Origin of the sequence: Rhizobium sp. C4 (assembly GCF_021026315.1) — a bacterium.
Taxonomy (GTDB): Bacteria; Pseudomonadota; Alphaproteobacteria; order Rhizobiales; family Rhizobiaceae; genus Ensifer_A.
Map to the genome: position 1 here is coordinate 514,534 of NZ_JAJNCX010000001.1, position 24,132 is coordinate 538,665.

A 24,132-nucleotide genomic window follows, 5' to 3' on the forward strand; every position below is an offset into this window, starting at 1 on the left:
TCAACATGCGCAAAGCGGTTCTGGGCCTCGTCGCCCTCGTCATTTCGTCGTCCACGGCGCTCGCTGCCGATTTCAAACTGACCAGCCCGACCCTGAAGGAAGGCGGCACGCTGCCGCTGGAGCAGGTCGGCAATTCGTTCGGCTGCAAGGGCGGCAACGTGTCTCCGGCACTCTCCTGGAGCGGCGCGCCGGAAGGAACGAAAAGCTTCGTCCTCAGCCTCTATGACCCCGACGCTCCGACAGGTTCCGGGTTCTGGCATTGGGTGATGTTCAACATTCCGGCCAAGACAAGCGAACTTGCCGCCGGCATCACGGCAGACAAGGGCGCACCGGAAGGCGCGATCCAGAGCCATGCGGATTCCGGCTATTCGGGCTTTACCGGCGCCTGCCCGCCGCCGGGTGCACCGCACCGCTACGTCTTCACGCTGACGGCGCTGAAGGTGGACAAGCTGCCGCTGACGGCAGAGACCAGCGGCGCGCTGATCGGCTTCATGACGAATGCCAACGCGCTCGGCAGCGCCAAGCTGACCGTGACCTACGGCCAGTAAGCAAATCCTCGGCTTCCGCCGCTGCTCAGGCAGCGGCGGGCACCTGCCTGCCAATGCCACCATGGAGATCGAGGCAACGCTCGAACCAGGCGCGCACCGGATCATCGCTCTTCAGGATGTCGACCGACGCGGTGACCCGCGCCCACTGGAACGCACCGAAGAGGATATAGTCGGCAAAGAGCGGCCCGTCGCCGCCAAGCCACGACTGGAACTTCAGCGTGTGGCGGATGGGTTCGAGCTTGCGCGGAAACTCGCCGACCTCGCTGAAGCGGTTGGAGGCGAGTTCTTCAAGCGTCTGGCTAAGCCGCGCCTCGCGGCTCTTGCGGAAATAGACACGATCGGTTGGCGCGAGCAGATTGTGGATGTCGGCAACCGCGATCTTGGTGATGGCGGGATGGAGCACTGTCTGGCTGAAGCCCTCGACAAAGCGCGCCATGGCGCGACCGCCCTCGCCTCCGAACAGGCTCGGCAGGTCCGGATAGGCATCTTCCAGATAAAGCGCGATGTCGAAGCTTTCGCGGATGAGCCTGTCGCCGTCCCTCAGGATCGGCACCGTCGGCGAAAAGCCGTCTTCCAGCTTCGGGATTTCCGTGAACGCCACCGGGCGGAACTCGTAATCGAGGCCCTTGTGGCGCAGCGCCATGATCACCTTCCAGACATGAGGGGAGAAATGAATGGACGGGTCTTCACCGCAAAGGCCGTAAAGGATCAGGGGCATGTTTCACTCCAAGGGGATATTCTTTTGAGATCAGGATAAAATGCGATGATGGTCCAATCATCAATTGTCATGATGCAGGGGGTGAAAGCGGCACCACTTCGGACTACGATCCATCTACACATCGGGAGGAATGAGAATGCTTCAACATTTCAATATGTTCGCATATTACAACCGATGGGCCAACGCGCTTCTCTATGCAGAGGCTGCAAAGCTGACCCGCGAAGAATTCAACCAGCCGACGGGCGCCTTCTTCGGGTCGCTTGCGGCGACGCTGAACCACCTGCTGGTCGCTGATCGCATCTGGCTGAACCGCTTTACCGGCAGCGGCCCGATGCCAAGCCGGCTGAATGAAATACTGTTTGCCGAGTTCGAGCCGCTGCATGCGGCGCGGCAGGTCGAGGATGAGCGGATCATCGACTGGGTCGATCACTTGAGCGATGCGGCGATTGGCGAAAACTTCACCTATACGCCCATGACCTCGCCGCAGCCGGTCACACAGAGGCTCGGCCCGGCGCTTGTCCATATCTTCAACCATCAGACCCACCATCGCGGACAGGCGCATGCGATCCTGACGACGCTCGGCGGGCCATCGATCTGCCTCGACCTCATCGCTTATCAACGGACAGAGGAATGCAGAGCCTTTATCTGACGCAATCGGGCGCAACGAAGACCGTTGCGCCCGACCTCATGCAAGGCAGATATCCCGATTGCTGAATGCGGTCAGGATATCTCCGGGAATGACGCCTGAAGCCGCAAGGCTCCGCGGCATCAATGTTCCATCATCTCGTGCAGGACATCCTCGCGGCTCAGGTCGGCGGGATAATAGGTCGGCCAATTGTTCAGCTCGGCAAGCGTGGCGGCGCGATCATTACCCCAGAAAACATGATAGTGGCCCGACTTTTCCGGCGCGATGCGGTGATCGCTGAACTGGATATATTGCGGCATGGAGGCATCGCCCGACGTCTTCTTGAAGATGTAGCGAACACCGCGATTGCCCTTCTTATAGGCCAGCGTCTCGCGGCCATCATCGGCATAGGTGGCCTCTGTCGGCTTGCCAGCGCGATAGAACGTCACCTTGTCGCCGGCAATCACGATGCGGTCCACATCGGTTGCGTAGCCCTTGGTGTAATATTCGCGATACTGATCGACCGTCATGTCACCGGACTTGGCCTTGTGCTCCAGGAACTTGTCGAGCGTGCCATCCTTCAGCAACGGGTAAAGAGACTGCCAATCCCCCTGCCAATCGGCCAGCGTGCGATCCTTGATATCAGCGTCCTCAAAATAGCCCTTGTAGACCTGGTCCGAGCCGTGGTCGTGGGTATGGGCCTTTTCAGCCGCATTTACAGCGCCGACCGCCATGAATTGCGGAGCGCAAAGCACGCCTGCGGCCAAAGCTGCCATGCCCACAAATTTTATAAGCCTCGATGCCATTGTTCTGGACCTCCTTGTGTTGCCAACGGCATGTAATGTTATAAAATTACATGCCGTTGGCGCATGTATCGGCTCATGCGGGGTGCGTCAAGCGACCGCGCAGGTTATTCCGTACATTCACTGCGATACGGCAAGGTTTTCCAAAGTCATCTGATCAGAAACAAACAGGTGCGACACGTTATAGTGCGCCGAAGTCTTCACTGGCAAAATCCAGGCATGTCGTATCCAGCGATGCGACAAGCGCCAGTTCGGCATGGACCTTCGGCAATTCATAGCGGAAGAAGTAACGGCAGGCGCCGAGCTTGCCGCGATAGAAGATCGTCTCGGTGCCCTCGTCTTTTTCACCCTCCAAGGCCTTTTCAGCAATCAATGCCTGTTTCAGCCAGAGCCAGGCGATGACCACATGGCCGAAGGAATTGAGAAAGAGCGTCGCGTTGGCAAGCGCCCGGTTGGCATCGCCACCTGCCGCAACGGCCTCCAGCGCTGCGCCGAGCGCGCCGATGGCATCGTTCAGCGCCTTGGCCTCTTGCGCCAGACCGGTTGAGGCAGCAGCGCTTGTGGTCACCGTGACTTCGCCCAACAGGATTTTCAGCGCCGCGCCGTCCTTCATCCGCACCTTGCGGCCGAGCAGGTCGAGCGCCTGAATGCCATAGGTGCCTTCATGAATGTGGTTCAGGCGGTTGTCGCGATAGTAGCGCTCGACCGGGAAATCGCGCGTGTAGCCATAGCCACCAAGGATCTGGATCGCCCATTTATTGGCCTCCAGGCAGTGCTCGGAGGGCCAGCTTTTGGCGACGGGGGTGAGGATTTCGAGGAGCAGGTGGAGGTCTGCCCGCTTCCCGGCATCGGGCTCGACCTTTTCTAGGTCGGTCAGATGCGCGCAATAGGCAGTCAGCGCCATCGCACCTTCGACAGCGGCCTTCTGGGCCAGCAGCATGCGGCGGATATCGGCATGTTCGATGATCGGCACCTGCGGCGAGGCCGGGTTCTTGTCCTGCGGATGGCGGCCCTGAAGGCGCTCGCGGGCATAGTTGAGCGAGAAAAGATAGCCGCCCAACCCTGCCATGACCGCCGTGTGGCCGACGCCGAGGCGGGCCTCGTTCATCATGTGGAACATGCAAGCCAACCCCTGCCCTTCCGCGCCCACCAGCGTGCCGATCGTGTCGCCGCCATCGGAGAAGTTCAGCAGGCAATTGGTCGTGCCGCGCTGACCCATCTTGTGGTTCAAGCCGCCGAGCCCGATGTGGTTGGAGGTGCCGAGGCTGCCATCTTCATTCACGCGGGTCTTCGGTACGAGGAAGAGCGAGATGCCCTTCACGCCCGCCGGGCCGCCGGGGATCTTGGCCAGAACCATGTGGACGATATTTTCGGCCAGTTCATGGTCGCCGCCGGAGATCCACATCTTGGAACCGGAGAGACGATAGGTGCCATCCCCCAGCGGTTCAGCCTTGCAGGTGATGTCGGAAAGCGAGGAGCCAGCCTGCGGTTCGGAAAGGCACATCGTGCCGAACCAGCGGCCTTCGAGCATGGGCGGCAGATAGAGAGCGATCTGCGCCTCAGACCCGAAGGCGCGCAGCATGTTGGCATTGCCGATGGTGAGAAAGGCATAGTTGGCGATCGGCTGGTTGGCGACCTGAAAGATGCCGGCGGCGAGAAGATGCACCGACATGGGCAATTGCAGCCCGCCATCCTCCTCATCGAAGACAGTGGCGAAGAAGCCGGCCTCCGCAAAGGCCTGCAGAGCCTCCCTGACGCCGGGGATGATCTCCACCTTGCCGTTGACCACCTTCGGCTCATTGGCATCGAGCTTGGCTGCAATGGGCTGGAAATGCTTCTCGGCAATCGCCTCGGCGCTATCGAGCATCGCGGTCACGCCGGCGCGGTCATGCGCGGCATAGCGCTCCGTCGAGAAAAGCGTTTCGACCTCCAGAAACTCATAGAGCAGGAAATCGATATGGCGGCGATCGACGATCAGGGACATGGGCATCTCCTCCAGAACATACTACCCGGTATGTTGCGGTCAACATGCACCGGAATGCGCGATTGTTCAAGAGTGGACGGGTTGCCGATCAAGCCTTGCGGGCGTTCATGAGACCGGGGGCGGCATGCATGATCGCGTGAACGGCAAAGCCGATGAACATGATGCCGCTCAGCCGAGTCACCCAGAGTTCATGACGCCGATAGAGCCTGCGGATGGCGGACATGCCGACAATGCCGATCAGGATCACATAGGCAAAGAGACCGCCGACAAAGGTTGCCGCGACCAGCGCCGGCAGCATGGCGAAGGTGAGCAGGCCGGCCTTGGCGGAGAGCAGCGCGGTGAGCGTCGCGACCGCCACGGGATAGGATTTCGGATTGGTGAGACCGAAGGTCAGGCCGTGCAGCATGGGCCGGCGAATGCGCGCGGCGCTCATGTCTTCCTGCGAGCGGCGCTTGACCGTGACGGCCCGCCAGCCGAGCCAGAAGAGATAGGCTCCGCTGATCAGACCCAGGATATCGAAGACGGTCGAGCCGATGACCGTTGCGCCGACAATGGAGACCAGCGCCAGCGTCGACCAGACGACATCGCCCGCAAGATGGCCTGTCAGAAACGCAGCCGCCGAGCGCCGCCCCTGATCGGCGCCGATGCCGAAGACGGCCAGCACGCCGGGACCGGGCGTGATGCCATAGACAAAGCCTGCGATGACGGCAGCGCCGAGTGCGTATATGTCCATGGATGTCCCCGTTCGCGATCGCATGCCGACTCGCATCTACTTGCAATGTAAGTATACGCCGTTGTTGCCGAAGCGGCAGTCCGCTTACGGAGACTGATCGTCCACATCTTGACGAATAACCTTCTAGAACAATTCCAGCGAAAGTGGAAACCGGTTTCGTGTTCGGAATTGCGTGAAAACAAATAGATAGAGCGCTTCAGGTGATTCCGTTTTCTGCTGGAAACGCTATAGAACGGCCCCGCGTTCTCGCCCTCTGAGATTGGAGGATAGCCTTGCAAGTCGCATCAATTTTAGCGCGCGGCCTTGGATACTGTGTTGAGCTTTCGTCAAAATTCTGCGACTCTTGATCCACTTACAAATAGACATAAGAGTAGCAGGTCTAGCATGTCAGCAGGTTCCCATAAAGCCACGCAGACTTCGAGCATCATACCACTTTTCATTTTATTGATGATAAGTGCACCGCTATCCGCACTCTTCCTCTATCTAATCTCTGTTAAGCAGGCAATTTCCGGCGATTGTCCAATTGTGGTCGATCTAAATGGAAATGGCGCAATTGATGTTACAGGCTTCACCACCGCGCGTCGGCAAGTCTACACCATATTCTCAATGCCACACTTTGTGGAGTTTGACCTCCAAGGTAATGGCAGACGAAAGATTGACTGGGTAAAACCCAACACAGACGGATTCTTATTGGATTTGAGACGAGGGATTCCACCCAAAGAGATAGATGGCAGTTGGCTTTTCGCGAATTATGGCGGCTACGAAAATGGGTTCGAAAAGCTAAAGAGCTTTGACAAGAATCATGACGGAAACATTTCCGGCAAAGAATTGGAAAAGATTGCAATTTGGCTCGACGATGGAGACGGCAAGTTCGATCCAAAAGAATTAAGGTCTCTGGCGAACTTCAGTATTGTTTCTATTCCAGCAAATTATTCCCCAGAAGAAAGTCCGTACGGCGGGGAGAAAATGGTGGCGTATGCCAACACGGAAAACGGCAGCCTATACATGGAAGACGCTTGGTTCTTAGGCGAGTATGAAGTTTTCCCACGCGACAAAGAAGTGTCCGCACTTTTTGGAACATAGTCACTCAATGAGCTTTGTGATTCGAGACCCTACAAGACCTGCTCCAAATGCTACAACAAGAGAAGATACTCGTTGAAGAATAACGGCAGCACGTAGCGATGGACAAGGGGCGAACTCTGGGGTCGTCATGAATATAGAGTTCGCCAAAGAAAAATATAGGTATTCATATATATTTTTCGCGATTTCTCCAGACGCCACCCCGAGAGACGCCTGCCCTTCCTTTGTTGCGGTGATACCAAAAGTGTAGAAATACATGGCAAAAACTACCACCACCAAAAAGTACCCATAAATAAAAATAGATATATTAGCAATAATATTTCTGCTCCTCAATAACCCCAATATAGTTACAGACAAGAAAACCGCAGGCACAACCATAAGTAAAGCATGAACAGAAACCTCCCGGAGAAAATCTGCGCTTGTTCCAACATAAGGGACATAGCACCAGTTTCTAACTCGTGCGAAATCAGAATATAAAAATGGCGTGTAAATTAGAAACGTAAGACTAACTGCTGAAATAAAAATACAATAAAAATTAAAAAAGGCTTTTTTTGACAAAAAAGAAGGCAGGAGAATTCCGAATTTTTTGATATTTATGTATGCTTTGCTCATACTAAACCTATATCATATTTACAGAAATTTGCTTCTAGCTCGATATATCATGCATAGCGCAGAAACAGATTCAGCCACCAATACAGAATAACGGCGACATTCACTTATACAAGTAGCGACACGAGTTTTGTAGGCGCGCCATCCCCCTTGCCATCCCCGCCAACGTCGGCCATTAAACCCGCCATCATGATCACGATTTCAGGCCTCACGGCCCGCATTGCCGGGCGCCTTCTCATTGACGATGCATCGCTGACCTTGCCCTCCGGGTTCAAGGCAGGTCTTGTCGGGCGCAATGGCGCCGGCAAGTCGACGCTGTTCAAGATCATCACGGGCGAGATGTCGCCGGAATCTGGCACCGTCAATTATCCGAAGGGCGCGCGGATCGGTCAGGTGGCGCAGGAAGCGCCGGGCACGGACGAGCCGCTGATCGAGATCGTCATGGCGGCCGACAAGGAGCGTGCGGCGCTGATGAAGGAGGCGGAAACCGCCACCGATCCGCATCGTATTGCCGAAATCCAGGTGCGGCTGGCCGATATCGACGCCTATTCGGCGGAAGCGCGCGCAGCCTCCATTCTCGCCGGTCTTGGCTTTGACGACGAGGCGCAGAAGCGCCCGGCGAAAAGCTTTTCCGGTGGCTGGCGGATGCGCGTGGCGCTGGCCGCCGTGCTCTTTTCGGAGCCCGACCTGCTGCTGCTCGACGAACCGACCAACTATCTCGACCTTGAAGGTACGCTCTGGCTTGAGGACTATATCAAGCGCTATCCGCACACGGTCATCATCATCAGCCACGACCGCGACCTGTTGAACTCGGCGGTCAACTCGATCGTGCATCTCGACCAGAAGAAGCTGACCTTCTATCGCGGGCCGTATGACCAGTTCGAGCGGCAGAAGGCCGAGGCTGAAGAATTGCAGATGAAGGCACGCGCCAAGAACGAGGCGGCGCGCAAGCATCTGCAAAGCTTCATCGACCGCTTCAAGGCCAAGGCGACCAAGGCCAAGCAGGCGCAGAGCCGCGTCAAGGCGCTGGAGCGCATGGGCACGGTCGCCGCCGTCGTGCATGAGAGCGTCGCCGGCTTCACCTTTCCCGATCCGGAAAAGGAGGCCGCCTCCCCGATCGTGCATATCGAAAAGGGTGCCGTCGGCTATGAGCCGGGCAAGCCGATCCTGAAGAACCTGAACCTGCGCATCGACACCGATGACCGCATTGCGCTCCTCGGCTCGAACGGCAATGGCAAGTCCACCTTCGCCAAGTTCATTTCCGGCCGCCTGAAGGCTGAGGGCGGCCACGTCACCATCGCGCCGAACCTGAAGATCGGCTTCTTCGCGCAGCACCAGCTGGACGACCTGATCCCGGAACAGAGCGCCGTTGATCATGTGCGCAAGCTGATGCCGCTGGAGGGGGAAGCCAAGGTCCGCTCGCGCGTCGCGCAGATGGGCCTGCCGACCGAGAAGATGGATACCGCCGCCAAGGACCTTTCCGGTGGCGAGAAGGCGCGGCTGCTCATGGGCCTTTCGGCCTTCCATGCGCCGAACCTGCTCATCCTCGACGAACCGACCAACCATCTCGACATCGACAGCCGCCGCGCGCTCATCGAGGCGCTGAACGATTACACGGGCGCCGTCATCCTGATCTCGCACGACCGCCACCTCATCGAGGCGACGGTGGACCGGCTGTGGCTGGTGCGCGACGGCACGGTGAAGGTCTTCGAGGGCGATCTGGAAGAGTATCGCGATCTCGTCATTTCCGCCGGCAAGGCGTCGCAGAAGAAGGAGAGCGGGGGTGCGTCCGCCGCGCAGGCCGAGAAGCCAGCCGCGCAGAAGCGCTCCAACCCGATTGCGCTGAAGAAAAAGATCGATGAAATCCAGGGCTTGATCGATCGCATTGAGAGATTGATTCAAGGCATCGACACAGAGCTTTCCGATGCGGAAATCTACGCCAAGAACCCCGGCCGCGCAGCAGACCTGACGACCGCGCGGGCGAATGCGCAGAAGAAGCTCGAGGCCAGCGAAGAGGAATGGCTGGCGCTGTCGACGGAGCTCGAAGAGATCGGCGGGGCCTGATCAGCGCAATTCCAACGAAAGTGGAAACCGGCTTCGTTTCCGCACATGCTCAAAACAGTGAGATAGAGCGTATCCGCACTGAAACGCTCTATCTCCGGTTCGGGCAGAGCGTCAGGAACTGGTCCAGGACGACAGGGTAGCCGCTGGCGGACGATCCATCGAGAATTTCGCCGGTCTCCTTCACGACGATCTCGTAGTCGGCCATGTCTTCGGTCTTGCTGACGCCCTTGAAGATGAGCTCGTCGCCCGTCAGCGTCTCGAATTCACCGGATTGGCAGTTTCCCGAAAACTCGCCACCGATATCCACCGCCAGCTCGTCCTGGATACATTTCGGCGTGACCTTCTGGACATAGTCCCGGCAATAGGTTGTCGCATCTTCGCGGGTGTGCTCGACCTCGACGACCGCGCGGCTCGTGCCAATTCCCCTCACGCTGGTGACGGTCACCTGCATGCCCAATCGGCTGCCATAGTTGATCTTGGAACCTTCCTCGACGCCGCCATTGTTGTCGTCAATCAGCGCGGCAAGCGCATCGACAAGGCCCTGCTGCGCCTTTGCGATGCAGGCGACGTCGCTGCCGCAGGCCGCGCGCTCCTGCAGTGCGCTGCGCGCCAGAGGCTTCGCGGCGCTCGCGCCCGCGACTTCGACCGCCTTCCGATACATCTCGTCCGCAATCATGTCCCGATGCGAGAGTTCCGGATTGCCGCAGATCGCCACTTCGTCGGCGCTTTTCGCCTTCCCGCAATCGAAGCTCGCGGCAAAACAGGACGGCGCCAGGACCAGTCCCAGCAGAACGATGAGAATGCGAGTCGGCATGGCCCCTCCGAACGAGCAGAATTCGCGTAATATTCCGTACAAGCGAGCCGTCTGCAACGATTGATTAACCATAATCGCCAAATGATCGGACATTCCTTCTTCCGATTTTCCCGAGCGATTCCTTCATGCAGATTAAGCCCTTACTTGCCGCCGCGCTGTCCTGCCTCATGCTGGCCGGCTGCAATACCACCAAGCCGGAGAAAGAGGGCGGACCTTCCCTGAAGACCGCCTATGCGCCGGCATCGGGCGAACATCGGCGGCTCGGCGCCAACGAACCCGTGAAGATGGAGCCGACTGCCTGGATGAAGCCGGAATCGCCGACCCGCTCGCGAAGCATCTTTTCCGGTGGCGGACTTGCAGGCCGCACGCTCTCCGTCGGTTCGATCTCGGATATCCGCCTGGCCGACAAGGAGCTCATCCTCACGTTCGATGACGGGCCGATGCCCGGAAAGACCGAGCAGATCCTTGATGTGCTCGATCGTTTCTACGTCAAGGCGAGCTTCATGATGATCGGGCAGATGGCGCGCAGCCATCCTGAAATCGCCCGCGACGTCGTGCGGCGTGGCCATTCCATCGGCAGCCACACATTCAGCCACAGGAACCTCGCGGCGCTGAACTTCGAGACGGCGATGGCAGAGATCGACAAGGGAGAACATGCCGTCAGCGACGCCGTCGATGCACCGGTCGGCTTCTTCCGCTTCCCCTATCTTGCAGACACGCGGAAGATCCGCTCGGCGCTCGCCAACCGCGGCACCGTGGTCATGGACGTCAACATCGACTCCAAGGACTATTTCAAGAGCAGCCCGAATGCGGTTCTGGAACGGACGATGGCCGTCATCCACCATCAGCGCAAGGGCATCATCCTGATGCACGACATCCATGCCCGCACGGTGGCCATGCTGCCGCTCCTGCTCTCGCGGCTGGAGGACGAAGGCTACAGCATCGTGACGCTGCGCTATCGCCGCAGCCGCACGCCCGAAGGCGCGCTTGTCGCGTCCGCCGAGCCCTGACAAGGCAGGCCTTTGCGGCCCGCCTCAAGGGTGCCCGTGCGATCAGTCCCAGGCCGGGTCTTCGGCAGGCTTGGCTGCGGCTGCGGGCGCGTCCTTTGACAGAACCTCGCTGCGCGCCTTGTCAAAGGCTTCGCGCAGCGTCTGCTCCTGGCTCCGGTCGAGATTGGTGCGCAGGATGCGGCCGCCGTGCTTGCTCATTTCCTCGACAACGCGATCAGACGTGGCACGCTTGGCCGAAATGAACAGGGCCGCCTGGCCGGGCTGAAGGATGGACGAGACTTCCTTCATGAAGCCATCGTTGATGCCATAGTCTGACAAGGCGCCCGCAAGCGCACCAGCGCCCGCACCGGCTGCCACACCAACCAGCGGGTTGAGGAAGACGAGACCGGCCAGAAGGCCCCAGAAGGCGCCGCCGGAGGCACCCATCGCCCAGAGATTGACCATCTGGTGCAGCTTGATCTGCCCGTCCGGTTCGGCAGTCGCGACCACGGCATCCTCGACCTCGATCAGGTATTCCTTGGCCAGCTTGAACAACGCCTCGCGCGCCGTTTCCGCCTGCGCCTGGGTGTTGTAGCCGATGACGATGAGTTCAGACATGATCTGGGTCCTTTCCTGAACAGGTTGCCTCTCCCCTTTATATGGGGAGGCAGTATGACAACTGCACGGTTGTGGAGGGCTCAAATTCGTCGCTCGACAAAATGACGCAGGCAGGGCTCACGGCCGAAAATGCAATTAAAACACCTCCTAATATTGGGGGGTCAATTTAATCATCGTGAAACCTCTGCGGTATACAGGGGAAGCAGACCACCACCATGTCACGTTTGAGTGGATGTTATTGAATGATTGGGTTTAAGCGCCCCCAAAAGGAAAAACTTCGCAGCATTCTGAGGTACGCCACTCAAGCTCGCGGCGGGAATATCGGAATGACCTTTGCCCTGCTGGTCACGCCACTGGTGATCGCAATTGGCACAGGGATTGACCTCGCGCGCGCCTACAACGTCCAGACCAGAATCCAGGCCGACCTAGACTCATCGCTGATTGCGGCAGTCAAGAGCGTCTCCAGCCTCGACAACAACAGCCTGAAGCAGAAGGTCAGCGACTGGTTTGTCGCGACCGGAAACCTTTCCGCCGCCAACTATTCCATCGCAAGCGTTGCCGTGGATACATCCAACCAGTCGGTTTCGGCCAAAGTCACCGCCACCGTCCCCACGACGTTCATGCGAATTGCCGGGATCAAGACCGTTCCGGTCGCTGCAACCTCCACAGCCAAGGGGCCGACAACGTCGTATCTGCAGGTCTATATCGTCCTGGACAAATCCGCGTCCATGCTCCTGCCCTCCAGCCAGAGCGACCGGACCAAATTTCAAAACCTTCTCTACAACAATTCCTATTCCGATTCGTCAGCGACGAAGCACAACTACGTGAAATGCGAGTTCGCATGCCACGATTTCGACGGCCCATACTTCAAATATAACGGAAGCATCTACAATAACATTTATGACGTCGTCAAAAGCTACAACAGTTCGAATGCATCCTCGCCCATAACGCTTCGCACGGACACGGCCGTTGCCGCGGCACAGCAGGTCGTTTCCATGGCGGCCAAATCCAATGCGACGACAAACCATATCCAGGTGGGACTCTATTACCTGGGCGCCGACCTGTACCAGTCTGTCGCTCCAACCTATTCCTCATCGGCCCTCACCAAGGCGCTGACGACCGACAGCTACGGACTGACCAGCGCCACCTCCCAGCCTGTCTCATATTTCGACATCGCACTGGCAACGCTGACAAAGCTGGTGGGCTCCGCAGGAAACGGCGGTTCGGCATCCAGCCCGCTGAAACTCGTCCTCCTGCTGACCGATGGTGTCGAGTCGAGCCGGCCATGGGTGACGAACGGAACCTGGGGCAGCTGGGGTTATTATTACAGCGCGACAACCTCGACCCCGCAAGGCGGCGCCAACTGGAACAATGTGGCGCCGATGAACCCCGGCTGGTGCTCCAGCATGAAGACAAACGGCGTCACGATCGGCGTGCTGAATACCGAATATCTGGCGATCGACTATGACTGGGGCTATGTGGCGACGCTGAGCCGGCCGATGTCGAGCACGAACTGGACATCGACCTACGGAGGCGTGATGAGAGCCTCGGTGCCCGCCTCCACGTCCAAGCGCGACTATCTGCAATACGCGCTTTCGGATTGCGCCACGTCGAGTTCCCTCTTCATCAAGGCGAGTGACCAGAACGAAATCCAAAACGGCCTTTCCAGCATTTTCAACCAGTATCTCAACTCTGTCCGACTGACGAACTGACCCGGATGCAGACCCTCTTTCAGCGCTTTTGGAAAAGAAAGGAAGGGGCAGCGGCGACGGAATTCGCGCTGCTGATCCTGCCATTCGCCTACCTGATCTTCGCGATCATCAACATCGCGCTGACCTACTTCGTCGACACCTCGCTTGACGCGGCCATGAACAAGACGACCAGAAAGGTCCGCGTCGGCTATGCCAACTCGAACAACTGGTCGATCAACGAGTTCAAGGCGGACGTCTGCGCCAACCTGATGGTGTCCTTCGGCTGCGCCAAGGGCCTGGTTGTCCGGGCGGTGGTCGTCACAGACATGAATTCGGTGAACTACGCTTCCCCGGTCCAGAACGGCACACTCGCCGTTTCCGACAGCTACAATGTTGGAACGGCAGGAGACTATGTTCTGGTGCAAGCCTTCCTTCCCTGGAAGCCCGTGCTCGCCTTCTACAACTTTTCATCCGCTCGTCTCTCGGATGGCACCTATATTCTCAGCGCCTCCCATCTCTTCAAGAACGAGCCCTTCAAATGAGTGCGCACATCTCTTTCCGTTCACGCGCCACCATGTATCTGCGGGTCTTGCAGGATGACCGCAAAGGGATTTCGGCGATAGAATTTGCGCTGATCCTGCCTCTGGTGCTTGTGCTGCTGGCTGGCACCGTGGATATCGGCCAGGCGCTGATGGTCGATCGGCGCATGGACCAGATCGTCGCAACCGTGTCCGACCTCACGGCACAGCAGTCAAGCTGGACGGCCTCGAAGCTCGACGCCATCCTGGCCGGCTCGGCGGCGATCAGCGAACCATTCGGGAAGTCCAATCTGACGATTATCGTCGCCGCCGTTTCGATGGATGCCCTGAACAAGCAGACGGTCGACTGGTCCCGCGCCTTCCAGACGACACCCTGGATCGCGGGCAACATATCGCCGGTGGCGATCAGCTCGACAGTGCTGCAAAGCGGCGGGCAGATGATCGTCGCGCGAGCGACATATTCGGTCCAGACCCCGTTTGCCAGCTTCCTGCGGCCGCTGACCGGCATCCAGGCCTACAATTTCACGCGCACGACCATGAGCAGCCCGCGCAATGCGAACTCCATCACGCTGACCACGCCCTAGCGGATCAGGCCTTGCGCTCCCAGCCGCCGGAGCCGTTCTGCTGCCAATAGGTCAGCTGATGCCCGGGGCCCGTAAAGCGCCGCCACTGGCCGCGGGCACGCTCCAGCTGCTCGTTGTCGTGACCGTCGAACATCACCACCACGCGCTCATAGCCTGCGACATCCTCGATATCCGCACCGGCGCACAGGAAGCGGATATTGGCGCCGTTGGGGTTCGCCGCCCCTGTCGTCAGCAGAATAGGCTGGCGCGCATCGAATTCGCCGCCTTCGACGCCATGCGGCAGGAAGCTCTGCTCGCGCCAAGTCCACAGATGCCCGTCGATCTGGTCGCGCGCCGGCTCTCCGGCGAACTGCAGGATCACCCTCCAGCCGCGCGCAACAGATTTCTCCACCAGAGGCGGCAGCGCCTCCTCCAGTTTCGATTCGGTCAGGTGGTAGAAGAGGATTTCCGCCAGCGGTCAGCCCTCGTGATTGTCGGCGACGAAAGCGTTGAGCAGGCGTACGCCGAAGCCCGAACCCCAGGAATGGTTGACCTCGCTGGACGGCGCGCCCATGGCGGTCGAGGCGATGTCGAGATGTGCCCAGGGCGTCGAGCCGACAAAGCGCTTCAGGAACTGCGCCGCAGTGATCGCGCCAGCTTGACGGCCGCCGGTGTTCTTCATGTCGGCGATCTTGCTGTCGATCATCTTGTCATAGTCCTTGCCGAGCGGCATGCGCCACAGCTTTTCCTGCGTCTTCAAGCCGGCACCGGTCAGGGCCGCAGCAAGCGAATCGTCATTGCAGAAGAGACCGGCATGATGCGGCCCGAGTGCCACGCCGATGGCACCCGTCAGCGTCGCCAGATTGATCATCAGCTTGGGCTTGAAGCGGTCGTTGCAGTAATGCAGCGCGTCGGAGAGCACGAGGCGGCCTTCGGCGTCGGTGTTCAGCACCTCGATCGTCTGACCGGACATCGAGGTCACGACGTCGCCCGGGCGATAGGCGTTTCCATCCGGCATGTTTTCCACAAGGCCGATGATGCCGATGGCGTTGACCTTGGCCTTGCGGGCGGCGAGCGCATGCATCAGACCGGTCACCGCCGCGGCGCCTCCCATGTCCCCCTTCATTTCATCCATGCCGGAGGCCGGCTTGATCGAGATGCCGCCGCTGTCGAAGACGACGCCCTTGCCGATGAAGGCGACCGGCTGGTCGCCAGACTTGGCGCCCTGCCATTGCATGACGACGAGGCGCGGCGGACGCACGGACCCTTGCGCGACGGCGAGCAGCGCGCCCATACCGAGCTTCTTCATGTCCTTCTCTGTCAGAACTTCAACCGTCACGCCCAGCTTGCCAAGCGCCACCGCATGATCGGCGAATTCCAGCGGGCCGAGCACATTGGCGGGCTCGTTCACGAGATCGCGGGCCAGCAGCACCCCATCGCCGACGGCATCTGCGGCGGCAAGCGCCTTCTTGGCATCGGCAGAGGCTGCGGCGACGACCGTCACCTTGACCTTCGACGGATCAGCGCTTTCGTCCTCGCCCTTCTTCGTCGCGACCTTGTAGCGATCGAACGTGTAGGCGCGCAGACGCATGCCGAGCACAAACTGCGCCAGCATCGCTGCATCAGGTGCGGCATCCGGCATATCGACAAAAACAGTCACCTCTGCTGCCTTCCCGAAGGTGGCTGCAGTCGCGCCGCCGGCGTTCAGCCAGTCGTTTTCGGTCAGGCTTGCCGTTTCGCCCATCCCCAGCACGATCAGCTTGTCGGCCGGAGATCCATGCGGCGCCAGGATGACGCAGGTGGAAAGGCGCGATGCCTTGAAGTCGGCAACCTTTTCGGCGCGCTCCAGCACTTCGGCCGGTGCGATGTCGGGCGTGGCGGCAGTCGCAGTCGCGTCCTTCGCCTTGAGGACGATGACGGTCCCGCCCTTCACGTCTGCGGACTTCTTCACCTTGATTTCGATTTCGCCGGCCACATGCGCCTCCTGAAAACCTATTGCCTAAGATGGTCCGTTTCATCACGGTTCGGCGGGCAATTGCAAGAGACGAAGACGCTTGATCGGCCAAACGGGGGTTGATAGACAGCGGCCTTGTCGAAAGGGAAGCCGCGCGATGCAACAGGATCGACCATATAGAAGCTTCTGGATCCTGACCGCCTGCTGGTTCGTGATTCTGATCTTTTTCAGGCTCTTCCCGTCGATCGACATCGGCTTTTCGCGGCTCTTCTATTCGACTTCGGCCTGCCCGCCCGGTGGTGTTGCCGGCCAGTGCGGCATGTTCGCCCTCGGGGAAATTCCGTTCTTCGTCTTCATCCGGACCGTGCTCTATTATCTTCCGGTCGTTGCGGCGATCGCGCTGGTCGCCTCGCTTCTCGTTCCCGCCCTCGACCGGCGTCTCGACTGGCCGGAGATCAGCCGCCGCAACCGGCTTGTGGCGCTCGGCGCCTGGCTCCTGGATGCCGGACTGATCGTCAACGTACTTCTGAAGGCCTATTCAGGCCGGCCGCGGCCCGCCGATACCTCGATATTCTCCGGGTCCCTTCCCTTCGTGCCGGCCGGGAGCTTCTCGGGAGCGTGCACATCGAACTGCTCCTTCATCTCCGGCGAGGCGGCGAGCGCCGGCTGGCTCTTCTGCCTGCTCGCGCTCCTGCCTGCACATGCGCGCCGATGGGTCATCTGGCCGGTGGTGACGCTTTCCGTCCTCACCGCGCTGCTGCGGGTCTTCTTCGGACGTCATTTCCTGTCCGACGCCATTCTCGCCTGGCTTTCAGCGATCATCGTCTTCGAATTGCTGGCGGCCATCTTCGGATGGAGCGAGCGCGCGACGAAGGACGAAAGCAGTCCTGCATAAGCTTTTCTCGCTATGGCATGGTGAACCGTTTGTCTCTATTTTCGCCGCACTCGTCGTGCTAAAGCGAGTCCGTCACACTCGGCGTCTGGCAAGAAGGAAGCCGCCGGGGGTGTACAGCAGGGCTTTGGGGACCTATTTGACGAAAACCGCTGCGCTGGGCCCCAAAACGGCCTGGACGGCCCAGAGCCTAGAGAATGCATGACGCTCATTGAACGTTATATAGCGCTGCGCGTGATCAAGATGGCCGTTGCATCGATCCTGCCGGTGCTCGCCGTCATTTGGATCGTGCAGGTTCTGGCGCGCGTCAATCTGGTGACCGACAGCGGGCAGTCGATCTCCTCGTTCTTCCAGCTCGCGGGCCTCATTCTCCCGACCATCATCCCCATGGTGATTCCCTTCGGTGTCGTCATCGGGGTGGCGCAGACATTCTCGGCAATGAACGCGGATTCCGAATTTGCGGTCATCGATGCCGCAGGGATGCCGCGCCGCCGTCTGATTCGGCCGGTCATCATCGTGGCGCTGGGCGCCTGCGCCATTTCCTTTGCCGTCGACAATTTGGTCGAGCCAATTGTGCGCGTCCAGGCCCGCAAGATGATCGCGGCGGTCTATGCCGACCTGCTTTCCTCCGTCATCGAGGAAAAAACCTTCCGCAAGATCGATGACGGCCTCTATCTGCAGATTTCAAAGCGCCTGCACGGCCGCACGCTGAGCGGCATCTTCGTCGCCGACTACCGCGACCCCGAATCGGAACTGGTCTACTACGCCAAGGAAGGCGCGATTGATGAGGCCGGCACGACCCTGGTCATGCATGACGGCGAGGTCGACAGGCGCTCCGCAAACGGCGACATTTCCGTGGTCAAGTTCATGTCCTATGCCTTCGACCTGTCGCAGCTGACGAAGTCTCGCGGCGGAATGACGCTGCGCGCAATCGACCGCGACCTGCCTTTCCTTTTCCATCCGGACCCGAACGACACGGATGTGAAGGCGTACAGCGGTGAATATACCGCCGAACTGCATCGTCGCCTGACGGAGTGGAGCTTCCCGCTGGTCTACGGGCTGATTGCCTTTGTCATTGCCGGACGGGTCCGCACGCAACGCGAAATCCGATTGCATCCGGTCATCTCCGGGCTGGCTATTGCTTTCGTCCTGCGCTGGCTCTCCTATTACATGTCGAACCAGATCGCAGACGCGCCGATCTTCGTCACGCTGCTTTACGCGGTCCCGCTCGCGATTACTGCCATTTGCATGATCCTGATTCTCAGCGCCCGAACGCTTCATTTGCCGCGGTGGATGACGCGCGGGCTTGGCCGGATACCGCTTGGCGGTACCAAAGCAGGCGGAGGCCGCTGACGCGATGCAGATCCCCTGGACACTCGGACGCTATTTCTTCGGGCGCTACATGAAGACGCTGGCCTGGTTCTTCCTGGGCGTGGCTGCCATCATCTTTCTGGTCGATTTCAGCGAGAACTCAAGCAAGATCCCAGACTCGTCGCAGTCGCATCTGTCGGATGCGTTCTGGATCACGGTGCTCCGGATTCCCCTGCTGCTGCAGCAGACGGCACCTTTCGTGGTGCTGTTCTCTTCCATCATCACGCTCGTGGCGCTGAACCGGAAATACGAGCTCGTTGTGACGCGCGCCGCCGGAATTTCAGTGTGGCAGTTCATGGCGCCATTCATTTTCGGCGCGATGATTGCGGGGATATTGGTGACCACGGTGCTCAACCCGCTTGCGGCCATCGGCATGCAGACGGCAACCAGCGTCGAGGCGCGCGCCGGCGTTGCATCGTCGGGACAATCGGCGAGTGTCCCGTGGCTGAGGCAGATCACACGCAACGACGATGCGATCATCGGCGCACGTACCATCGGCGAGAACGGGACAGTGCTCGCCGGTGTGGTGATTTTCCACTTTGATCCACAGGGAAATATCGTTCTGAGACAGGATGCCGAGAAAGCGATCTTGGAACGTGGTTACTGGCAGCTTAACAACGTTTTGGAAACGCGGCCGGGCGAACCGCCGAAGCGTCTCAAGTCAGTACAGGTTGAAACCAATTTGAAACGCGAGTTCGTCCAGGAGCAGCTTTCCCAGCCGGAAACCGTTGGTTTCTTTGATCTTCCGCGCAAGATCGAGACGAACAAGGCATTGGGCATTTCCACCAATGCGCTCAAGACGCAATATCACTCTCTTCTGTCCATGCCGGTCTTCCTGATCGCCATGGTGATGATTGCCGGCACCGTCTCGCTAAAATTCAGTCGGCTTTCTCAATCGCCGGGATTGATTCTGGGTGGAATCCTTTCCGGCTTCATGCTTTATGTGGTGACAATGCTTGCAAAAGCATTTGGTAGCAGCGGTGTAGTGCCTCCGTTCGTTGCGGCCTGGATACCGGCCATTGTGGCTCTGGCTATCGGTGCAACCATCCTGCTCCATCAAGAGGATGGTTAGTGGCTACAATGAATGGCGCGATCGTTTCGACCGTGAGAACTGCCTTGCTCGCAGGTGTAGCTGCATGCGCATTTTTTGCTGACATGGGCGCGACCTTCGCGCAGGACGTGATTCCCCTGCCCGAGCAGCAGGCTGACGACAATGCAAAGCTCTACCTGTCCTCCAACCAGCTGGTTTATGACCGAGACCACAAGAAGGTCACGGCAACCGGCGCGGTGAAGATCAATTACAAGGGTCACAAGCTCGTCGCGGACAACGTGACCTACGACCAGGCCTCCGGCCGTCTGATCGCGGACGGCAAGATCGAAGTCGTCGAGCCCGACGGCAACAAGATCTATGCCGACAAGATGGACGTCACCGACGATTTCGGCCAAGGCTTCATCAATTCGCTTCGCATCGAGACGACAGACGATACGCACATTGCGGCCGAGAGCGGCCAGCGCGTCAACTCGACGGTCTTCGTCCTGCAGAATGGCGTCTACACCGCCTGCAAACCCTGCGCGGATCAGCCCGAGAAGGCGCCGCTCTGGCAGGTCAAGGCCCGCAAGGTCATCGAGAACGGGGAGACGCACACCGTTCGTCTCGAAGGAACCCGCCTCGAACTCTTCGGCGCGCCGATTGCCTACCTGCCCTTCATCGAAGTGCCGGACCATACAGTAAAGAGAAAGTCGGGCTTCCTCTTTCCGACGTTCAGCTCGGCCCAGAATCTCGGTTTCGGCGGAACTGTCCCCTATTACTATGTGATCAATCCGAGCACGGATTTTACGTTCAGCCCGACCGTCTATTCGACACAGGGCCTTTTGCTGGCCGGCGAACTCAGGCAGAAATTCGACAGCGGGACCCATACTTTGCAGATGGCTGGCATCAGCCAGATGAAGGCTAAGGTGTTTGCCGCTGGGACAAGCGATTCGCTGAGAACCCAGCGCGGCATGATCCGCAGCACCGGCGCCTTCCAGATCAATCCGCGTTGGAGTTTCGGCTGGGATGTCATGGCCCAGACGGATAACAACTTCTCGCGGACCTACAGCCTCAAGGGCCTTAACAGTTCTACCTTCACCAACCAGATTTATTTGACAGGCCTTGGCAAGCGCAACTATTTCGACGTTCGCTCCTATTATTTCGACGTCCAGGATGCTGACCCGAAGAACACTGCCGAATATCAGCAGGCGTTTGTCCATCCGGTGCTCGATTACAACGCCGTTCTCGACAAGCCGATTGGCGGCGGTGAACTGAGCTACAACCTCAACTTCACCAACCTGACGCATCGCGGCCTTTCGGCCTATACGGCCGGAACTACGGCGCGCTTTCCCGGGGTGCGCGGTGAAGTCAGCCGCCTCAGCGCAGATGCGCAATGGCGTCGACGTTTCGTGACGGATGGCGGGCTCGTGGTGACCCCTGTTCTCGCGGCCCGCGCCGACACATTCCAGCTCGGCATGAAGGCGCCGTCGAGCGCCACGTATACCTATGCCGGAAACTTCTACTCCGGCGTCGCGACGACCCGCTCGATGATCACGGCGGGCACCGAGGTGAGCTACCCGTTCCTGATCACGATGCCCGGCAGCGAGCATATCATCGAGCCCGTCGGGCAGATTTTCGTCCGTCCGGACGAGCAGATGGCCGGCCGTATGCCGAACGAGGATGCGCAGAGCTTTGTCTTCGACGCGACGAATCTATTCGATCGCGACAAGTTCTCCGGCTACGACAGGATCGAAGGCGGCACGCGCGCCAATCTGGGAGTCCGCTACAAGGGCACGTTCGACAACGGCTTTAGCGTCAACGCGATTGCCGGTCAGTCCTTCCAGGTTGCCGGACGCAATTCCTTTGCGCAGACTGACCTCGTTTACGCCGGCTGGAATTCCGGTCTCGACAAGAAGGCTTCAGACTATGTCGGCATGGTCAACGTCCAGACACCGTTCGGCCTGGGCGTCACCGAGAGCCTTCGCCTGAAGAAGGAAAACTTCCAGCTCGCGCGGCTTGATTCGACGCTGAGCTATTCTTCCAAGATCTACAACACGTCAGTGACCTACTCACGGATTGCATCCCAGCCCGAATATGGCGCAGCCGAAGACCGCGAACAGTTCATCCTCACAAACAGCGTGAAGTTCAAGGACTACTGGAAGCTTTACGGGACGGTGAACTACGATCTGCGGAAACGTTACCTGAACTCGAGCACGGTCGGCATCAGCTATGAAGACGAATGCACGATCTTCGCAATCGGCTTCACGTCCACGCGCGACACGTCGAACAACTCAGGCAGCGACTGGGCGGTTGGCGCACGGTTGACCTTCCGCACGCTGGGCGATGTGCGGGTCGGCGATGCGACAAGCTCGTCCTTCTGAGATAAGGGCTTGGTGCGCCGCGACTTCGCCTAAAAGCCAAACTATCCACTGCAGCAGTTTGAATGACTTGCAGCATCATGTTATGCAGCGGCAAGTCATCGGTGAGTTATGACTTGCCCGGGAAGGAATTTTGAGATGTTGAGCTTCAAGGCGGCCGTTGCCGCGCTTTCGATCTCCTTTGGAATGACCGTGATTGCGCCTGCAATCGCACCTCAGATGATGGTCGTGGAAGCGGCAGGCGGCGGCGGCACGGCCGTTGTTGCCGTGGTCAACGGGACGCCGATCACCAGCGGCGACGTCGCAAAGCGCGTAAACTTCCTGCGCCTGCAGCGCGCCAAGGGCAATCTCAACAGCGTAGCCAAGCAGCAGCTCGTCGACGAGGCCATCGAGCGCACCGGTGTTCTGGCTTCTGGCACGTCTGTCAGCAACGAAGAGGTGGATGCCGCATATGCGCGCTTTGCCGCCAACAACAAGCTGTCGGTCGAGAAGCTCAACGAGATCATGAAGCAGTCCGGCGTCACCGTCGATCACTTCAAGTCCTTCATCGCCATTTCGATGAGCTGGCCGCGCGCCGTGCAGATCCGCTTCGGCGACAGCAACAAGATGACGGCCGGCGACATTGGTGCGCGCATCGCCAAGAGCGGCGCGAACCGGCCGAAGGTCAACGAATACATCCTCAAGCAGGTGATCTTCGTCGTTCCTGAAAGCAAGAAGAACATCGCCGGCAAGCGCAAGGCGGAAGCAGAAGCCTCGCGCAAGAAGTTCCCGGGCTGCGATCAGGCACTGGCCTTCGCTGCCACCATGCGTGACGTCTCGGTCAAGGACCTCGGCCGGTTCCTCGAGCCGGAACTTCCGGACAACTGGAAGGAGCCGATCAAGAAGGCTCCGATGGGTGGCACGACGACGACCCAGGTGACGCCGCGCGGTGTCGAATTCATCGCCATCTGCTCCAAGCGCGAGGTCAGCGATGACGCGGCCGCAGCCGCGGTGTTCCGCGAGGAGGACCTCAAGAAGCCGGGCAAGCAGAACGAAGTCGACCCGAACGCCAAGAAATACCTTGAAGAGCTTCGTGCCAAAGCCAATGTCGTCATGAAGTGACCATGGGCGCGAACGCTTTGCCCGTGCAGAAGCCGCTGGCGCTCAGCCAGGGCGACCCGGCCGGCATCGGTCCCGATATCGCGCTCATGGCCTGGACGCTGCGCCAGGCGCATCAGGTGCCGCCCTTTCTCTATCTGGGCGACCCCGACGCACTCTCGGCGCGCGCGCAAGCGCTTGGGCTGCAGGTCTCTATCGCAGAGGCGACGCCCGAAACGGCGACAGCCCTCTTCACCAATGCCCTCCCCGTTCTGCCCATTCCAGCGGCTGCGCCGATCGTGGCTGGCATGCCCAATAGCGCCAATGCCGCCTCGATCATCGAGGCGATCCGCCGGGCGGTCGAGGAAACACAGGCGGGCCGGACGAGCGCGGTCGTTACCTGCCCGATCGCGAAATCCGTGCTCTATTCCGCCGGCTTCCGCTTTCCCGGCCACACGGAATATCTTGCCGATCTCGCGGCAGGGCCGGGCGGCAAGGCGCCGCTCCCGGTCATGATGATCGCAAGTCCGGCACTTCGAACCGTACCGGTGACGATCCATATTCCGCTCATCCGCATCGCCGAGGAACTGACCGAGGAGCTGATCGTCGAGACGGCGCGGATCACCGCGCGCGACCTCACCGCCGGCTTCGGTATTGCGAAGCCCAGGCTTGCCGTCTCCGGCCTCAACCCGCATGCGGGCGAAGGCGGGGCGCTGGGCAAGGAGGATGATGCGATTGTCCGCCCGGCAATCGAGCGGCTGCGTAGAGAAGGGATCGACGCCTTCGGTCCGCTCCCGGCCGACACGATGTTCCATGCTGCGGCGCGCGCGACCTACGACGTGGCCATCTGCATGTATCACGACCAGGCGCTGATCCCGGCCAAGACGCTCGCCTTTGACGACGGCGTCAATGTCACGCTGGGCCTGCCCTTCATCCGCACGTCGCCCGACCACGGCACGGCCTTCTCCATTGCCGGCACGGGCAAGGCGAAGCCGGACAGCCTGATCGCCGCGCTGAAAATGGCCGCAGACATGGCCTTCAGGACTGCTTGA

General features: G+C 59.6%; 23 protein-coding genes. 14 read left to right on the forward strand and 9 right to left on the reverse strand.

What is annotated here, in order from left to right; all coding sequences use genetic code 11:
* The first annotated feature begins 5 nt into the window (after positions 1–5).
* Positions 6–548 carry a YbhB/YbcL family Raf kinase inhibitor-like protein gene (locus LQK84_RS02595; protein ID WP_230827023.1) on the forward strand — a complete coding sequence of 181 codons (543 nt, stop codon included), beginning with the start codon at positions 6–8 and terminating at the stop codon, positions 546–548.
* Between the two features lie 25 nt (positions 549–573).
* Here LQK84_RS02595 and LQK84_RS02600 read toward each other — a convergent pair whose 3' ends face one another.
* Positions 574–1,266: a glutathione S-transferase family protein gene (locus LQK84_RS02600; protein ID WP_230827025.1), complete on the reverse strand. Its 693-nt coding sequence runs from the start codon at positions 1,264–1,266 to the stop codon at positions 574–576.
* 136 nt (positions 1,267–1,402) lie between these two features.
* On the opposite strand from LQK84_RS02600, the gene LQK84_RS02605 reads away from it, so the two are divergent.
* Positions 1,403–1,915 carry a DinB family protein gene (locus LQK84_RS02605; RefSeq protein ID WP_230827027.1) on the forward strand — a complete coding sequence of 171 codons (513 nt, stop codon included), beginning with the start codon at positions 1,403–1,405 and terminating at the stop codon, positions 1,913–1,915.
* 119 nt (positions 1,916–2,034) lie between these two features.
* Here the strand turns inward: LQK84_RS02605 and LQK84_RS02610 are convergent, their stop codons facing one another.
* The 3 genes from LQK84_RS02610 to LQK84_RS02620 all read right to left on the reverse strand — a co-directional run bounded on the left by LQK84_RS02610 (position 2,035) and on the right by LQK84_RS02620 (position 5,411).
* On the reverse strand, positions 2,035–2,697 hold the full coding sequence (locus tag LQK84_RS02610) for a ZinT family metal-binding protein (protein WP_442966862.1): 663 nt from the start codon (positions 2,695–2,697) through the stop codon (positions 2,035–2,037).
* A gap of 178 nt (positions 2,698–2,875) precedes the next feature.
* Positions 2,876–4,678: an acyl-CoA dehydrogenase gene (locus tag LQK84_RS02615; RefSeq protein WP_230827029.1), complete on the reverse strand. Its 1,803-nt coding sequence runs from the start codon at positions 4,676–4,678 to the stop codon at positions 2,876–2,878.
* A gap of 88 nt (positions 4,679–4,766) precedes the next feature.
* Positions 4,767–5,411: a LysE family translocator gene (locus LQK84_RS02620; protein ID WP_230827030.1), complete on the reverse strand. Its 645-nt coding sequence runs from the start codon at positions 5,409–5,411 to the stop codon at positions 4,767–4,769.
* Between the two features lie 384 nt (positions 5,412–5,795).
* On the opposite strand from LQK84_RS02620, the gene LQK84_RS02625 reads away from it, so the two are divergent.
* Positions 5,796–6,494, forward strand: a complete 699-nt coding sequence (locus tag LQK84_RS02625; protein ID WP_230827031.1) for an EF-hand domain-containing protein — start codon at positions 5,796–5,798, stop codon at positions 6,492–6,494.
* Here LQK84_RS02625 and LQK84_RS02630 read toward each other — a convergent pair whose 3' ends face one another.
* Positions 6,495–7,103, reverse strand: a complete 609-nt coding sequence (locus LQK84_RS02630) for a hypothetical protein (protein WP_230827032.1) — start codon at positions 7,101–7,103, stop codon at positions 6,495–6,497.
* Positions 7,104–7,289: 186 nt separating this feature from the next.
* Here LQK84_RS02630 and LQK84_RS02635 point away from each other — a divergent pair, with 186 nt between their 5' ends.
* A complete protein-coding gene (locus tag LQK84_RS02635; RefSeq protein ID WP_230827033.1) occupies positions 7,290–9,164 on the forward strand; it encodes an ABC-F family ATP-binding cassette domain-containing protein in 1,875 nt (624 codons plus the stop codon).
* Between the two features lie 88 nt (positions 9,165–9,252).
* On the opposite strand, the gene LQK84_RS02640 is transcribed toward LQK84_RS02635, so the two are convergent.
* Positions 9,253–9,978, reverse strand: coding sequence for a lysozyme inhibitor LprI family protein (locus LQK84_RS02640; protein WP_230827034.1), 726 nt, complete (start codon positions 9,976–9,978; stop codon positions 9,253–9,255).
* Between the two features lie 125 nt (positions 9,979–10,103).
* Between LQK84_RS02640 and LQK84_RS02645 the strand changes: the two genes are divergently transcribed.
* A complete protein-coding gene (locus LQK84_RS02645) occupies positions 10,104–10,988 on the forward strand; it encodes a polysaccharide deacetylase family protein (RefSeq protein ID WP_230827035.1) in 885 nt (294 codons plus the stop codon).
* A gap of 42 nt (positions 10,989–11,030) precedes the next feature.
* Here LQK84_RS02645 and LQK84_RS02650 read toward each other — a convergent pair whose 3' ends face one another.
* On the reverse strand, positions 11,031–11,585 hold the full coding sequence (locus tag LQK84_RS02650; protein WP_230827036.1) for a DUF1269 domain-containing protein: 555 nt from the start codon (positions 11,583–11,585) through the stop codon (positions 11,031–11,033).
* Between the two features lie 326 nt (positions 11,586–11,911).
* Here LQK84_RS02650 and LQK84_RS02655 point away from each other — a divergent pair, with 326 nt between their 5' ends.
* From LQK84_RS02655 to LQK84_RS02665, 3 genes are read left to right on the forward strand one after another with little or no spacing between them, the layout of a single operon-like run.
* Positions 11,912–13,297, forward strand: a complete 1,386-nt coding sequence (locus LQK84_RS02655; protein WP_230827037.1) for a TadE/TadG family type IV pilus assembly protein — start codon at positions 11,912–11,914, stop codon at positions 13,295–13,297.
* 5 nt (positions 13,298–13,302) lie between these two features.
* Complete coding sequence (locus LQK84_RS02660; RefSeq protein ID WP_230827038.1) at positions 13,303–13,818, forward strand: TadE/TadG family type IV pilus assembly protein; 516 nt, start codon at positions 13,303–13,305, stop codon at positions 13,816–13,818.
* On the forward strand, positions 13,815–14,399 hold the full coding sequence (locus LQK84_RS02665; RefSeq protein ID WP_230827039.1) for a TadE/TadG family type IV pilus assembly protein: 585 nt from the start codon (positions 13,815–13,817) through the stop codon (positions 14,397–14,399). Before LQK84_RS02660 ends, LQK84_RS02665 begins: the two co-directional genes overlap by 4 nt.
* A 4-nt stretch (positions 14,400–14,403) precedes the next feature.
* On the opposite strand, the gene LQK84_RS02670 is transcribed toward LQK84_RS02665, so the two are convergent.
* Both LQK84_RS02670 and LQK84_RS02675 read right to left on the reverse strand, forming a co-directional pair.
* Positions 14,404–14,853, reverse strand: a complete 450-nt coding sequence (locus LQK84_RS02670; RefSeq protein ID WP_230827279.1) for a DNA polymerase III subunit chi — start codon at positions 14,851–14,853, stop codon at positions 14,404–14,406.
* Positions 14,854–14,856: 3 nt separating this feature from the next.
* Complete coding sequence (locus tag LQK84_RS02675) at positions 14,857–16,353, reverse strand: leucyl aminopeptidase (protein ID WP_230827040.1); 1,497 nt, start codon at positions 16,351–16,353, stop codon at positions 14,857–14,859.
* A 136-nt stretch (positions 16,354–16,489) separates the two neighbouring features.
* Between LQK84_RS02675 and LQK84_RS02680 the strand changes: the two genes are divergently transcribed.
* From LQK84_RS02680 to pdxA, 6 genes are all read left to right on the forward strand, one after another.
* Positions 16,490–17,227, forward strand: a complete 738-nt coding sequence (locus tag LQK84_RS02680) for a phosphatase PAP2 family protein (protein ID WP_230827041.1) — start codon at positions 16,490–16,492, stop codon at positions 17,225–17,227.
* Positions 17,228–17,425: 198 nt separating this feature from the next.
* Positions 17,426–18,577 (forward strand): LptF/LptG family permease, encoded by a 1,152-nt coding sequence (locus LQK84_RS02685; RefSeq protein WP_230827042.1) that lies wholly within the window; start codon positions 17,426–17,428, stop codon positions 18,575–18,577.
* 4 nt (positions 18,578–18,581) lie between these two features.
* Positions 18,582–19,667, forward strand: coding sequence for an LPS export ABC transporter permease LptG (lptG, locus tag LQK84_RS02690; RefSeq protein WP_230827280.1), 1,086 nt, complete (start codon positions 18,582–18,584; stop codon positions 19,665–19,667).
* An 8-nt stretch (positions 19,668–19,675) separates the two neighbouring features.
* Positions 19,676–22,006: an LPS-assembly protein LptD gene (locus tag LQK84_RS02695; protein ID WP_442966875.1), complete on the forward strand. Its 2,331-nt coding sequence runs from the start codon at positions 19,676–19,678 to the stop codon at positions 22,004–22,006.
* Positions 22,007–22,114: 108 nt separating this feature from the next.
* Positions 22,115–23,104, forward strand: coding sequence for a SurA N-terminal domain-containing protein (locus LQK84_RS02700; RefSeq protein ID WP_442966863.1), 990 nt, complete (start codon positions 22,115–22,117; stop codon positions 23,102–23,104).
* A 2-nt stretch (positions 23,105–23,106) separates the two neighbouring features.
* Positions 23,107–24,132, forward strand: coding sequence for a 4-hydroxythreonine-4-phosphate dehydrogenase PdxA (pdxA, locus tag LQK84_RS02705; RefSeq protein WP_230827046.1), 1,026 nt, complete (start codon positions 23,107–23,109; stop codon positions 24,130–24,132).

Coding starts and splice junctions, on each gene's coding strand:
- LQK84_RS02655 (WP_230827037.1), top strand. CDS start 11,912: ATGACCTTTGCCCTGCTGGTCACGCCACTGGTGATCGCAATTGGCACA.
- LQK84_RS02625 (WP_230827031.1), top strand. CDS start 5,796: ATGTCAGCAGGTTCCCATAAAGCCACGCAGACTTCGAGCATCATACCA.
- LQK84_RS02595 (WP_230827023.1), top strand. CDS start 6: ATGCGCAAAGCGGTTCTGGGCCTCGTCGCCCTCGTCATTTCGTCGTCC.
- LQK84_RS02630 (WP_230827032.1), bottom strand. CDS start 7,103: ATGAGCAAAGCATACATAAATATCAAAAAATTCGGAATTCTCCTGCCT.
- LQK84_RS02685 (WP_230827042.1), top strand. CDS start 17,426: ATGACGCTCATTGAACGTTATATAGCGCTGCGCGTGATCAAGATGGCC.
- LQK84_RS02615 (WP_230827029.1), bottom strand. CDS start 4,678: ATGTCCCTGATCGTCGATCGCCGCCATATCGATTTCCTGCTCTATGAG.
- LQK84_RS02665 (WP_230827039.1), top strand. CDS start 13,815: ATGAGTGCGCACATCTCTTTCCGTTCACGCGCCACCATGTATCTGCGG.
- LQK84_RS02620 (WP_230827030.1), bottom strand. CDS start 5,411: ATGGACATATACGCACTCGGCGCTGCCGTCATCGCAGGCTTTGTCTAT.
- LQK84_RS02680 (WP_230827041.1), top strand. CDS start 16,490: ATGCAACAGGATCGACCATATAGAAGCTTCTGGATCCTGACCGCCTGC.
- LQK84_RS02640 (WP_230827034.1), bottom strand. CDS start 9,978: ATGCCGACTCGCATTCTCATCGTTCTGCTGGGACTGGTCCTGGCGCCG.
- LQK84_RS02695 (WP_442966875.1), top strand. CDS start 19,676: ATGAATGGCGCGATCGTTTCGACCGTGAGAACTGCCTTGCTCGCAGGT.
- LQK84_RS02645 (WP_230827035.1), top strand. CDS start 10,104: ATGCAGATTAAGCCCTTACTTGCCGCCGCGCTGTCCTGCCTCATGCTG.
- pdxA (WP_230827046.1), top strand. CDS start 23,107: ATGGGCGCGAACGCTTTGCCCGTGCAGAAGCCGCTGGCGCTCAGCCAG.
- LQK84_RS02700 (WP_442966863.1), top strand. CDS start 22,115: ATGACTTGCCCGGGAAGGAATTTTGAGATGTTGAGCTTCAAGGCGGCC.
- LQK84_RS02610 (WP_442966862.1), bottom strand. CDS start 2,697: ATGGCATCGAGGCTTATAAAATTTGTGGGCATGGCAGCTTTGGCCGCA.
- LQK84_RS02635 (WP_230827033.1), top strand. CDS start 7,290: ATGATCACGATTTCAGGCCTCACGGCCCGCATTGCCGGGCGCCTTCTC.
- LQK84_RS02650 (WP_230827036.1), bottom strand. CDS start 11,585: ATGTCTGAACTCATCGTCATCGGCTACAACACCCAGGCGCAGGCGGAA.
- lptG (WP_230827280.1), top strand. CDS start 18,582: ATGCAGATCCCCTGGACACTCGGACGCTATTTCTTCGGGCGCTACATG.
- LQK84_RS02660 (WP_230827038.1), top strand. CDS start 13,303: ATGCAGACCCTCTTTCAGCGCTTTTGGAAAAGAAAGGAAGGGGCAGCG.
- LQK84_RS02605 (WP_230827027.1), top strand. CDS start 1,403: ATGCTTCAACATTTCAATATGTTCGCATATTACAACCGATGGGCCAAC.
- LQK84_RS02600 (WP_230827025.1), bottom strand. CDS start 1,266: ATGCCCCTGATCCTTTACGGCCTTTGCGGTGAAGACCCGTCCATTCAT.